Annotated in this window: 14 protein-coding genes; 1 reads left to right on the top strand and 13 read right to left on the bottom strand. The window is 66.8% G+C overall.

Going from position 1 to position 11,906, the window contains the following annotated elements; genetic code table 11:
- Window positions 1-63: 63 nt before the first annotated feature.
- The 13 genes from trbG to ACTJKX_RS06680 form a co-directional block, all read right to left on the bottom strand.
- The gene (trbG, locus tag ACTJKX_RS06740; RefSeq protein ID WP_440724790.1) at window positions 64-1,092 is read right to left on the bottom strand and encodes a P-type conjugative transfer protein TrbG; all 1,029 of its coding nucleotides are present in this window, start codon (window positions 1,090-1,092) and stop codon (window positions 64-66) included.
- Window positions 1,089-1,772: a conjugal transfer protein TrbF gene (gene trbF / locus ACTJKX_RS06735; RefSeq protein WP_054362435.1), complete on the bottom strand. Its 684-nt coding sequence runs from the start codon at window positions 1,770-1,772 to the stop codon at window positions 1,089-1,091. Before trbF ends, trbG begins: the two co-directional genes overlap by 4 nt.
- A complete protein-coding gene (gene trbL, locus ACTJKX_RS06730; RefSeq protein ID WP_440724789.1) occupies window positions 1,772-3,130 on the bottom strand; it encodes a P-type conjugative transfer protein TrbL in 1,359 nt (452 codons plus the stop codon). Before trbL ends, trbF begins: the two co-directional genes overlap by 1 nt.
- Window positions 3,131-3,134: 4 nt before the next feature.
- Window positions 3,135-3,521, bottom strand: coding sequence for a putative entry exclusion protein TrbK-alt (trbK-alt, locus tag ACTJKX_RS06725; RefSeq protein WP_440724788.1), 387 nt, complete (start codon window positions 3,519-3,521; stop codon window positions 3,135-3,137).
- 10 nt (window positions 3,522-3,531) lie between these two features.
- Window positions 3,532-4,296, bottom strand: coding sequence for a P-type conjugative transfer protein TrbJ (gene trbJ / locus ACTJKX_RS06720; RefSeq protein ID WP_440724787.1), 765 nt, complete (start codon window positions 4,294-4,296; stop codon window positions 3,532-3,534).
- Complete coding sequence (gene trbE, locus ACTJKX_RS06715) at window positions 4,293-6,731, bottom strand: conjugal transfer protein TrbE (protein WP_440724786.1); 2,439 nt, start codon at window positions 6,729-6,731, stop codon at window positions 4,293-4,295. Before trbE ends, trbJ begins: the two co-directional genes overlap by 4 nt.
- Window positions 6,732-6,739: 8 nt before the next feature.
- Complete coding sequence (locus ACTJKX_RS06710) at window positions 6,740-7,021, bottom strand: VirB3 family type IV secretion system protein (RefSeq protein WP_008125099.1); 282 nt, start codon at window positions 7,019-7,021, stop codon at window positions 6,740-6,742.
- The gene (locus ACTJKX_RS06705; protein ID WP_440724785.1) at window positions 7,021-7,353 is read right to left on the bottom strand and encodes a TrbC/VirB2 family protein; all 333 of its coding nucleotides are present in this window, start codon (window positions 7,351-7,353) and stop codon (window positions 7,021-7,023) included. The genes ACTJKX_RS06710 and ACTJKX_RS06705 overlap by 1 nt, the downstream gene beginning before the upstream one ends.
- A complete protein-coding gene (trbB, locus tag ACTJKX_RS06700) occupies window positions 7,350-8,285 on the bottom strand; it encodes a P-type conjugative transfer ATPase TrbB (RefSeq protein ID WP_440724784.1) in 936 nt (311 codons plus the stop codon). The genes ACTJKX_RS06705 and trbB overlap by 4 nt, the downstream gene beginning before the upstream one ends.
- Window positions 8,286-8,542: 257 nt before the next feature.
- A complete protein-coding gene (locus ACTJKX_RS06695) occupies window positions 8,543-8,689 on the bottom strand; it encodes a DUF427 domain-containing protein (protein WP_440724783.1) in 147 nt (48 codons plus the stop codon).
- A gap of 49 nt (window positions 8,690-8,738) precedes the next feature.
- Window positions 8,739-9,083 (bottom strand): antibiotic biosynthesis monooxygenase family protein, encoded by a 345-nt coding sequence (locus ACTJKX_RS06690; protein ID WP_440724782.1) that lies wholly within the window; start codon window positions 9,081-9,083, stop codon window positions 8,739-8,741.
- 43 nt (window positions 9,084-9,126) lie between these two features.
- On the bottom strand, window positions 9,127-9,615 hold the full coding sequence (locus tag ACTJKX_RS06685; protein WP_440724781.1) for a DUF302 domain-containing protein: 489 nt from the start codon (window positions 9,613-9,615) through the stop codon (window positions 9,127-9,129).
- A 55-nt stretch (window positions 9,616-9,670) separates the two neighbouring features.
- Window positions 9,671-11,116 carry an amidase family protein gene (locus ACTJKX_RS06680; RefSeq protein ID WP_440724780.1) on the bottom strand — a complete coding sequence of 482 codons (1,446 nt, stop codon included), beginning with the start codon at window positions 11,114-11,116 and terminating at the stop codon, window positions 9,671-9,673.
- A 102-nt stretch (window positions 11,117-11,218) separates the two neighbouring features.
- Here ACTJKX_RS06680 and ACTJKX_RS06675 point away from each other — a divergent pair, with 102 nt between their 5' ends.
- Window positions 11,219-11,767, top strand: coding sequence for a TetR/AcrR family transcriptional regulator (locus tag ACTJKX_RS06675; RefSeq protein WP_440724779.1), 549 nt, complete (start codon window positions 11,219-11,221; stop codon window positions 11,765-11,767).
- Window positions 11,768-11,906 lie beyond the last annotated feature (139 nt).

Raw genomic sequence — 11,906 nt, 5'->3', positions numbered from 1 at the left:
CCGCCTCCGGCGCCGATCCCTTCAGCGGCGCGCCGGCTTCCTCCTCCTCGTTCCGGTCATCGCTCACGACGCGGGCCTCCCGTCGGTGCGGGTGATCCGGACGCGCTTCTGGGCATCGCCGGAGCCAAAGCGCAGCTCGGCGGCCGCGAAGAGCCGGTCGACGATCATGTAGTTGTTGCGGACCCGGTAGTTGACGAGTTCGGAGGTGTTGCCCTCGGCGCCAACGACGAAGAGCGGCGGCATTTCGCCTTGGCCGATGCCTCTCGGGAATTCGATGAAGACCTGCCGGCCGTCGTCATAGGCGCGCAGCGGACGCCACGCGGCGCGATCACCCGTCACCTCGTAGCGGAAATTGATACGCGCGAGATCGACGCCGGTCGCCACCGGCTGGGTCGCCTGCGCCACGGCGTTCTGGCGCCGGAGCGCGATGAGCTGGTCCTGCGGATATTGCCAGGAGACCGAGGCCATATAGGTGCGCTCGGTCGAGCGCAGCTCCATGTGATAGGTGCGCAGATTGGTGTTGATGACGAGATTGGTCATCAGATCGGCGCGGGTAGGCTTCACCAGAATGTGGACCTGCAGGGTCGCGCCCGCGCCGCTCTGCGTGTCGCCGATGATCCAGCGCACGGTATCGCCGGCCGCCACCGGCCCGGAGCCGACGAGCTGCTCGCCCGGCTGGAGCGCGATGTCGGTGATCTGCCCGACGGCGGTGTAGACTTGGTAGAGCGCGCCCTGGGTGAAGGGATAGACCTGCATGGAGTTGATGAAGCCGTCGCGCACCGGCTGGATGCGGGCGGCAGCGTTGGCCTGATTGACCCGTGCCGTGGGATCGGCGGGTTCGGGCGCTCGCCGCGATTCCTCGACCGGCTTCATCTGGCCGGGTAGCGGAAGCGGTCTCGGCAGTTCGACCACCCGGACCGGCGCGGGCGGATCGACGGTCTGCACGGCGGCGGGCGCGTCGTCGTAGCTAATTTCGGGCGGCCTCTGCGTCGTCGCGCAGCCGGCGAGTGCGGTGGCGGACAGCAACAAAACCGCCAATGTGTGAATACGGAAAGCCGGTTCTCCGGCTTTACGGAAAATCGGCATCGTCATTGCCCCAGCTCCCGTGACCATGAAATTGCGTTGACGTAGATCCCCAGCGGATTGGCGCGCAGCCGGTCGGCGTTGCGCGGAATCTGGACGACGATGGTGAGGATCGCCGTCCATCGGGTCGTGTCGGCGAGCTGGCCGTTCTCGTAGCGGCGCTCGGTCCATGCGACCCGGAAGCTATCGGGAGAGGCCCTGATCACGCTCGAGACGTCGACGGCGATCTGCTGGCGGCCGACCTTGGTGAAGGGGTCGTTCGAGCGCGCGTAGTCGTTGAGCGCGGCGGCGCCCCGATCCGTGGTGAAGTCATAGGCGCGCAGCCAGTTCTGCCGGACGATGATCGCGTCCGCCGGGATCGAGCGGACCTGCTCGATGAAGCGCGCAAGGTGGAACGCGATCTGCGGGTCCGTCGGCTGATAGTCTGCCGTCGCAGGCGCGATCGCCTGCGCCTGGCCGAGCCGGTCTGTCTGAACCACCCACGGGACGACGGTGCCGCGCGCCGACTGCCAGACAAGGGCGGCCGCGAACCCCGCCGACAGGAAGAGCGAGCCGAACGCCATGTAGCGCCAATTGCGCGCCTGAACTCGGGCCGAGCCGATGCGGTCATCCCAAACCTGGGCGGCGCGCTGATACGGCGTCTCGGGTTCGGGCGCTTTTCCATAGTGCGTCGAGGGTCGTCGAAACATCAGCGGTCACCTTCGGAGAGATTGATGGAGGAGCCGCCGCCGTGGCTGTCGCCGCTGCGCACCGCATGGACCGTGGTCGAGACGGCGTGGCTCATTTGTTGAGAGCGCTTCATGCGGCGGGCCCAGGCAGGCGGTTGATCGCCGCCACCGGAAGGCGTCGGTGCGGCGTCGTTCGCCGCTTCGCCAACAGTGCCCATGGTCGAGGAGCCCCCGGTCGCCTCGAAGGCGGATCGGGCTCCGTCGGCGAAGCTGGAGCGCATGCTTGACGACGCACGCTCGGCAGCGCGGCGGAGCGGCGATGTGGCTGCGGAACCGGCGGCCCGGGCGACGCCGCCCAGGCCGCTGGCCACGCCCGAGGCGCCCGTCTGCCCTGCGGCGCCCAGGCTGTATGCGGTGGAAGCTCCGCCCGCCAGCGCTGCGCCCCCGCGGGCGGCGGCAGCGGCGCCTCCTGCAAGCGCCGCACCTCCGGAAGCGACCGCGCCGACCGTCGCGGCGCCGGCGGCGACCATGCCGCCTGCGGCAAGCCCGGTGCCGACCGCAGCGCCCGCGCCGAGCTGCGGACCACCGGACACGAGGCCGTTGGCGATGCCGGGGCCGAAGATGCCAAGGCCGAGCAGCGTCAAAGCCGCGAGCACGATCGCCATCGCTTCGTCGATTGTCGGCGTGCGGCCGCCGAAGCCAGCGGTGAACTCGGAGAAGAGGCTCGATCCGATCCCGATGATGACGCCGAGGACGAGCACCTTGATGCCGGAGCTGATGACGTTCCCCAAAACCCTTTCGGCCATGAAGGCGCTCTTGCCGAAGAGGCCGAACGGGATGAGCACGAAGCCGGCCAGCGTCGTCAGCTTGAACTCGATCAGGGTGACGAAGAGCTGGATGGCGAGGATGAAGAAGGCGAGCAGCACCAGCGCCCAGGCGAGCAGCATCACCGCGATCTGGATGAAGTTCTCGAAGAAACTCCAGTAGCCCATGAGATCGGAGATGGAATCGAGCAGCGGCCGTCCAGCGTCGAGGCCTGTCTGCGCGACGCGGCCGGGCCGCATCATGTCCGCGACGGTGAAGCCGGTGCCGGACGCCTTCAGCCCGAGCCCGGCGAAGCTCTCGAAGATGATGCGGGCAAGGTTGTTCCAGTTGCCGATCAGATAGGCGAAGACGCCGACGAAGAGCGTCTTCTTGACCAGCCGCGCCATGATGTCGTCGTCGGCGCCCCAGCTCCAGAACAGCGCGGCGAGCGTCACGTCGATCACGATCAGCGTGGTGGCGATGAAGGCCACTTCGCCGCTGAGGAGGCCGAAGCCGCTATCGATGTAGCGGGTGAAGACCTCCAGGAAATGGTCGATGACGCCGGTGCCGCCCATGATCTCAACGCGCCTCGTTCGTGTGGGAGTCGATTGCCGGCGCGGCCTCGTTGACGGCGGGATCGCGGGCGGCCGGAGGGTTCTGCGGCTGACCATGCGGGCCTGGCGCCTGCGGCGCGGGTTGCGGCTGCAGGGCCTGCGATGGCTTCAGGAAGCGGTCGCGATTGTCCGCCCAGGCCTGAAGGCAGGCGGGATCACGAGTGCCGGCTTCGCCGAGCTGCTGGCAGCGCCGCAGCTCGGTCTTCAGCGGGTCGGCGCCGGTTTCGGTCGGCGCGGCGACGCTGCGATAGAGCGGCGGTTCGTCCTTGCGGGAGAGTTCGATGGCCGTCGCCGTGATCGCAAAGGTTACGAAGCCGACGGCGCCGATACGCGCGAGAATCTTTCCGTCCATCGCCGCGCCCTCAGTTGCTGCCTGGGAACATCTGCGCGTTGCCGGGCTGGTAGCCGGTCCCCGGCGTGAGAAACCGGCGGCGCTGCTCGCGGCCCTGTTCAGCGGCGGCCGACCGCTCGGCCTCGGCGAGCGCCTGGGCGCGGCCATTGGCGGAGACGACGGCGGTGAGATCGGCGAGCTGCTGGGCCTGAAGCGCGAGAAGCTGGTTGCCGGCCTGCGTCGCCTGCAGGGCGCCCGTCGCGCCCTGGCTCTGACCGACGAGCGCCGACATCTGCGTGCGGTTGGTGTCGATATTGCCGACGACGCCCGCCTGGACCCGCATCGCGTCCTGCAGGCCTGAGACCGTGTTGTTCCAGCGTTCCTTCGCCTGGGCGACGAGTTGCTGATCGGAGGCGCTCATCGAGGCGCTACCGCCCCCGTAATTGGTCTGGAATGCCCGGTCGATGTTCTGGACGTTGTAGGCGATGCCCTGCGCCTGGCTGAGGAGCTGCTGGGTGCGCTGGACAGACTGCTGAAGCTGCTGAAGGGAGGAGAACGGCAGGCTCGTAAGGTTGCGCGCCTGGTTGATCAGCATCTGCGCTTCGTTCTGAAGCGAGGTGATCTGGTTGTTGATCTGCTGGAGCGCTCGTGTCGCCGACAGCAGGTTTTGCGCGTAGTTGGTGGGATCGTAGACGATCCATTGGGCCGAGGCCGGGGCGATCAGCACAGGCGACACCGACAGCGGCGCGGCGAGAATGGCGGCGGCGAACGCCGCGCGGGGGACACGCAGTTTCATAGCTGGCTCTCCAGGTTGGTGAGGTTGGGAATGAGGTCGGCCGCCCAGTCGATGCCGCGATGGCGCAGCCACGCCGCGAGGAAGCCTTCGCGGCCGTGCTCGGTAACGATGCGGTCGATGGCGGCCTGGTCGGTCTTGGAGGACGCCGCGCAGAGGGCGAGCGCGACGTCGGCGAGGCCGAGCTCGAACAGACGGTTGCCGCGGCGGCTCTGGCAGTAATAGTCCCGCTTGGGCATCGCCCTCGCGAGGATCTCGATCTGCCGGTCGTTGAGGCCGAAGCGCCGGTAGATCGCGGTGATCTGCGGCTCGATCGCCCGTTCGTTCGGCAGCAGGAGCCGCGTCTGGCAGCTCTCGATGATGGCCGGCGCGATGGCCGAGCCGTCGATGTCGGAGAGCGACTGGGTCGCGAAGACGACGCTGGCGTTCTTCTTGCGCAGCGTCTTCAGCCACTCTCGGAGCTGGCCGGCGAAGCCCTCATCGTCCAGGGCGAGCCAGCCTTCGTCGACGATGATCAGGGTCGGCTCACCGTTCAGCCGGTCCTCGATGCGATGGAAGAGATAGGAGAGCACCGCCGGGGCCGCAGCCGTCCCGATCAAGCCCTCCGTCTCGAAGGCCTGGACGGTGGCGGTGCCGAGGTGTTCGCTCTCGGCGTCGAGCAGCCGGCCATAGGGTCCGCCGACGCAATATGGGCGCAGCGCCTGCTTCAGGTCGTTTGACTGCAGCAGCACCGAAAGGCCGGTCATGGTGCGCTCGGCGACGGGCGCGCTGGCGAGCGACGACAGCGCCGTCCAGATCAGCTCCTTGACCTCCGGCGTGACCTGTATGCTCTCGCGCATGAAGATGGCGACGATCCAGTCGGCGGCCCAGGCGCGTTCGGCTGCCTCGTCGATGCGCGAGAGCGGCTGAAGCGCGACGCTGTCGGCTGAGCCCTCGGTCAATCCGCCGCCGAGATCGTGCCAGTCGCCGCCCATGGCGATCGCGGCGGCGCGGATCGAGCCGCCGAAGTCGAAGGCGAAGACCTGCGCGTCGGCGTAGCGGCGAAACTGCAGCGCCATCAGCGCCAGCAGCACGGACTTCCCAGCGCCGGTCGGGCCGACCACCAGGGTGTGGCCGACGTCGCCGACGTGAATGGAGAACCGGAACGGGGTGGACCCTTCGGTCTTGCCGTAAAGCAAGGGGGGCGCACCAAAGTGCTCATCCCGTTCCGGCCCCGCCCACACCGCGGAAAGCGGGATCATGTGGGCGAGATTGAGCGTTGAGATCGGCGGCTGACGGACATTGGCGTAGACGTGGCCGGGCAGCGATCCGAGCCACGCGTCGACCGCGTTGATCGTTTCGGGCATTGCGGTGAAGTCGCGGCCCTGGATCACCTTCTCGACGAGACGGAGCTTCTCGGACGCGACGCGGGGATCGTTGTCCCAGACGGCGATCGTCGCGGTGACATAGGCCTGGCCGGCATAGTCGGCGCCGAGTTCCTGCAGGGCCAGATCGGCATCGGCGGCCTTGTTGGCGGCGTCGGTATCGACCAGGGCGCTCGCCTCGTTGGTCATCACCTCCTTGAGGATGGTGGCGATCGACTTGCGCTTGGAGAACCATTGCCGCCGGATCTTGGTCAGAAGCTTCGTGGCGTCGGTCTTGTCGAGCAGGATCGCCCGGGTCGACCAGCGATACGGAAAGGCGAGCCGGTTGAGATCGTCGAGTATGCCGGGCGTCGTCGCGGTCGGAAATCCGACGACCGTCAGGATGCGCAGATGCGCCTCGGCAAGGCGCGGCTCCAGGCCTCCGGTGAGTGGCTGATCGGCGACGAGCGCGTCGAGATACATCGGCGTCTCGGGAACGCGCACGCGGTAGCGCTTCGTCGAGACGGTCGAGTGTAGATAGGTCAGGGTCTCGACATCATCGAGCCACGCGCATTCCGGCATGAAGGCTTCGACGAGCTGCAGGATGCGATCGGTGCGGTCCACGAAGCCGCGCAGCGCCTCCCAGGCATCGACGCCTCGCTCGGCCTTGCCTTCGTAAAGCCAGCTCTCGGCGCGCGCGGCATCCTCGGCCGGAGGCAGGAAGGTGAACGTCAGGAAGTAGCTCGACTCGTAGTGGACGGCGTCCTCCTCGAAGTCGGCCTTGCGCTCGGCATCGACCATGGCCGAGGCGGCGTCGGGAAAGCGGCTCGCCGGATAGGCGCCGACGGCATGGCGTTGCGCCTCGACGAAGATCGCCCATCCGCTGCCGAGGCGGCGGAAGGCGCTGTTGAGGCGGCCCGCGACGGCGACGAGCTCGGCCTGCACGGCGGAATCGAGATCGGGCCCGCGGAAGCGTGCGCTGCGCTGAAACGAGCCGTCCTTGTTGAGAACCACGCCGGGAGCGACCAGCGCCGCCCAGGGCAGGAAGTCCGCAAGGCGGGTCGAGGAGCGGCGATATTCGGCGAGGCTCATCATGGCGCGCCTCAGACGTTCAGGTGACCGGGGATGCGGAGGTGCCGGCGGCCGACGTCGACAAATTGCGGGTCGCGCTTGGCCGCCCAGACGGCGGCGAAATGGCCGATCGCCCAGAGACCGAGGCCGACCAGCCAGAGGCGAAGACCGAGACCGAGAGCGGCGGCGAGCGTGCCGTTGAGGATGGCTATGGCGCGAGGTGCGCCGCCGAGCAGGATGTGCTCGGTCAGTGCCCGATGGACCGGGACGGTGTAGCCCGGAACGTCGCCGCCGCTCTCGATCAGGCCCGCCATCAGACGAGCGCCCCGCCGCCGAACGAGAAGAACGACAGGAAGAAGCTCGACGCGGCGAAGGCGATCGACAGGCCGAACACGATCTGGATGAGGCGGCGGAAGCCGCCCGAGGTGTCGCCGAAGGCGAGCGTCAGCCCGGTCACGATGATGATGATCACCGCAATGATCTTGGCGACCGGTCCCTCGATGGATTCGAGGATCGATTGCAGCGGCGCTTCCCACGGCATCGAGGAGCCGGATGCGTGGGCGGCCGGGGCCAGCAGGACACTGGCCATGAGGACGGATGCGGTTGTCGCGACATGGCGACGAAAATGCAGGGCACGGCGGATCATGCGGGTTCTCCTTCGGGGGGCTGGGTTGCGGGGCGGACGCGGTAGTCGCCGTCGGGGCTGAGCCCTTCGACGCGGCCGAGTTCGGCCAGGCGCCGGGTGGAGCCGCGGCCCGAGAGGACCGCGACGAGATCGATCGTCTCGGCGATCAGCGCGCGCGGGACGGTGACGACGGCTTCCTGGATGAGCTGCTCGAGGCGGCGCAGTGCGCCGAGCGCGGTGCCGGCGTGGATAGTGCCGATCCCGCCGGGGTGTCCGGTGCCCCAGGCCTTGAGCAGGTCGAGCGCCTCGGCGCCGCGTACCTCGCCGATCGGGATGCGGTCGGGACGAAGGCGTAGCGAGGAGCGGACGAGATCGGAGAGCGTGGCGACGCCGTCCTTCGTGCGCATGGCGACGAGGTTCGGCGCGGCGCATTGCAGCTCGCGGGTGTCCTCGATGAGCACCACGCGGTCGGAGGTCTTCGAGACCTCGGCGAGCAGCGCGTTGGTCAGCGTCGTCTTGCCGGTCGAGGTGCCGCCGGCCACGAGGATGGTGCGGCGATCGGCGACGGCCTGGCGCAGGATCTCGGCCTGCGCGGCGGTCATGGTGTCGGCGGCGACATAGTCCTGCAGCGTGAAGACAGCGACGGCGGGCTTGCGGATCGCGAAAGCCGGCGCCGCCACCACGGGCGGCAGAAGCCCCTCGAACCGCTCCCCTGTTTCCGGCAGCTCGGCCGAAACCCGGGGATTGCCGGCATGGACCTCGGCGCCGACATGGTGGGCGACCAGGCGCACGATGCGCTCGCCGTCGGCCGCCGAGAGCCGCTCGCCCGTGTCCGACAAACCTTCCGAGAGCCGGTCGATCCAGAGACGGCCGTCGGGGTTGAGCATCACCTCGACGACGCTGGCGTCTCCAAGGAAACCGGCTATTGCGGGGCCGAGTGCGGTCCGCAGCATGCGGGCCCCGCGAAGTATCGCCTCAGATTTCTCGGAAGAACCGGCCACGTTGTCCCCGTTCTTTGCGGGACCGCGTCAGGCCGTCCCTGGATCGGGGATGATTAAGAGAACCGGAAATCGGCCGGCGGCAACAGGTTGTTTTGCTCGTCGTACCGTGGCGTACAAAGACAGGCGATCGGCGGAATCGCCGAGTACTTGAGTTGCCGCAATCGCACATTATTGGCGCGCGGAGCCGAAATGACTTGGCGGAGCACGCCTCAGTGGCTGCCGTGAGGCGGCGGCTCGCGACCAAATTCTCGATCGGGGTATAAAGCCAAACGATCCTTGATCGCAGCGACCGCATCATACGGTGCCTCGTAGAACCAGATGGCGTCCACCAAACGCTCGCCGGAGACAGTCGCCATGCCGCGGGGACATAACGTTTGGCATATCTCGTGAGGTTTCAATTGAGCCCTAACGAGCTAGCTCGGTCGTGAGGTCAGATATCGGCGGCTGAAACTCACGCACGATCTCGAACATACCGGGCTCAAAGGTCGCGGCCTTCATGATTTCCTGAAGCGCGCTCGTCGAGCCGCTGCCTGCGCGCATCGCATCATAGTGCGCAAGGCTCTGCCAACGCGCGTACATCACAACTCGCTTTTCATCCAGGCTCAGATGCAACGTGGCACCTCTGAAGCCAGGCGCCATCGCTACTGACTCTTCTGTGACTTTGGTTAGCAGAGCTATCAATTTCGCCGGGTCCTCCGCCTTCAGTCGGAAGGTGTTGATCAAAACGATTGGACGCTGGTTATCTGGCATCACAAATCCTTTCCCTATGCTGCGGCTGTGCGCTTTCAGAACCTCAGGCTGCCGCTGCCTCAAGCGCCGTCCGCAGGTCCTGATCAAGCTGCTGCGCGACGGCGTCGACCTGCGGGTCATCGAATTGGCCGAAAACGGATACGGGGCGGTCGTACTCGAATGCCGAACCGCCGCCGTCCTCCCGCAGCAGAACCCGGATCGGTGCGTAGATCCCGGCCGAAAGCTGATGGCGGGTCATCTTCGAGGCAGTCAGCGGGTTGCCGATGTCATACTGGATGGAGCGCCGCTTCTGACCGACGATCGCCAACAAGGCGCCGTGGTCACGGAAGCTGAAGATCGACAGGTTCGCCGATGCTTCGAGCTCACGCAATGCACGGTCCGCTTCGCCGTAGCGCAGAAGCGTGAATATCCCATCGTCGATCCGCGGGACGAGGCTCTCGAGCCTGGCCTTCGCCTCCGCGAAGGGCTTGGTGGAACGGATGGTGACGTGCTCGTTTGTAAACGGCCGTATCTCGACCATAGGGGTGGTCATTGTCTGTCTCCAATCATTACGGGTGAGAGTTCGAGAGTCAGCAGAAGGTCATTGCCTAGGCGCTGAACACTTTCTCCACGCGGGCGGCGAGACCGAGAAGCGCGCGATCCCCACCATCCGGCCCATCGAGCTCCAGGCCGATCGGAAGGTCATGGCTGTCGACGCCGATCGGCAGGCTGATCCCCGGTAATCCTGCGGCGCTGGCAGGAATGGTGTTGTTCGCCAACACCCGGAAATCGACCTCCTGCCCATCCACGGTGAACTGCGTCTGGCGATCAACCGAGGGTGCCGTGCAGGGCGTCGTCGGGAAGATCAACGCGTGGGCGCCGTGCCGGGTGAAAACCTCGCTCATGCGTTGCTTCACCGCCAGCCGGTCGGCGGCCAGGGCGTGATAAGCCTCCTCGCTCAGGTAGCCCGGTGCGCCGGGGATGACGAAGTGGTCCCAGGCGTCCTTGACGCCCGCGCGCAACCCCTGGTGTAGGTCCTCGAAGGTGACGGGGATCGCGTGGCGCTTCAGGAACTCGGTCAGCGAAGCCTTGGTCTCGCGGAAGAAGAGGCTCCAGGTCGTCCGCAGGGCCAGCGCCTGGAAGTCCTCGCCGAGATCGATCTCGACGATTTCGGCCCCCGCCTCGGCGAGGCGCTGGATCGTGTTGCGGAACTGCGCCTCGACCTCGGGGTCGACCGGGCTCAGGTATTGGCGCGGCGCGAAGGCGAAACGGATTCCCTTCAGATCGGCGCGAGCTTCCAACTCCGCCGCGGGCGCACCGGTGACGACCTGGTCGATCAGTTCGCAATCCCCGACGGTGCGGGCGAAGACCCCCGTCGTATCGAGCGTGTGAGAGATCGGCGCGACCCCTTCGCGCGGCCAGCGCCGGGTGGTCGGCTTAAACCCCACGGCTCCGCATAGTGAGGCGGGAACCCGAATCGACCCGATGGTGTCCCCGCCGAGCGTCGCCGGAGCGAGGCCGGCAGCAACCGCCGCCGCCGAACCGCTCGACGAACCGCCGCTCACATGATCGGGCGCATGCGGGTTTCCGACCTGGCCATAAGGGCCGTTGTCGCCAGTCAAACCATAGGAAAGTTCGACCAGATTGGTCTTCCCGAGCACGATCGCGCCCGCCGCCTTGAGCGCCGCAACCGCCTCCGCGTCCTCAGTCGGCTGGAAGGCCGTGAGCGCACCAACGCCCAGCGTCGTGCGCAAGCCGGCCGTGAGATAGCTGTCCTTGATGCCGAGGGGAACACCGAGCAGCGGCGCGTCCAGCCCCTTGGCGCGGGCCTTGTCGGCTTCGCGGGCGGCGGAAAGGGCTCCAGGCTCGTCCAGGGTGATGAACGCCTTCAGGCCTTCGTCCTGCCGGGCCTTGGCGAGAAGGGCAGAAACATAGGTTTCGGCGCTGACCTCGCCCCGGCGAATGGCTTCCGCCGCGCCCGAGACGCCCAGTCGTGTGAGTTCTACCGCTTCCGGCACATTGGCCGCGATGGCCTTGGTCTGCTGACCCAGCATGACGCTCTCCGATCCGATTAGATGTTGCGTGACATCTTAATAGATGTCGGGTAACATCCAATCTGTCAAGGCCATCGTTGGGCGGTAGTGAAGGATGCGTCGTTGAGGAAATCGAACAAGGAAGCCGCCGAAACTCGGCGCGCCATCGTTACCGCGGCTGCTGACCACATCCGGCGCACGGGCATCGCAGAGGCCAGTCTTTCGGACGTCATGGCTGCCGCCGGCCTCACCCACGGTGGGTTCTACAAGCACTTTCGCAACAGGGAGCAACTGATAGCCGAGGCGCTCGTCGCTGCAGGCGGGAGTTCGGCGGGAACCCTTAAGGAGGTCCGGGCGAAAAAGGGGCGGAACGCAGCGTTAGACCATTATCTATCTCCTGAGCACCGCGATGCGACTACGCCTACCTGTCCAATGGCTGCCTTGGGGAGCGAAGCTGCCCGGTCGTCAGGTGAGACCCGGGCGGCGGCGGCGGCCGTTATCGAACAGATGATCGACGCGCTGGTCGAAGATCCATCTTCCGAGGAGGCTCGAGACGAGGCCATGGTGGACTACGCCACCATGATCGGCGCCATGACCTTGGCCCGGATTATGTCTGGAACGCCGCAGTCAGAGGAAATCCTGGAACGTGCTAGGCGGCGCCTGCATCGTTAGACACTCCTCTCCGGGGTCACTTGCGGCGCGACACCTGAACGTCTGCTATGGCCGACGGCCGGCTCTAGCGGCCATCGAACGTCAGATTTGGACCACTAGAGTATGCCGCCGCGCCAGTTTCGCTGTTCGCCGAGCGGCG

Origin of the sequence: Labrys sp. 22185, from assembly GCF_052045555.1 — a bacterium.
Classification (GTDB): Bacteria; Pseudomonadota; Alphaproteobacteria; order Rhizobiales; family Labraceae; genus Labrys; species Labrys neptuniae.
The sequence above is the reverse complement of the archived record's forward strand: the minus strand, read 5'-3'. Positions and strand labels throughout refer to the sequence as shown.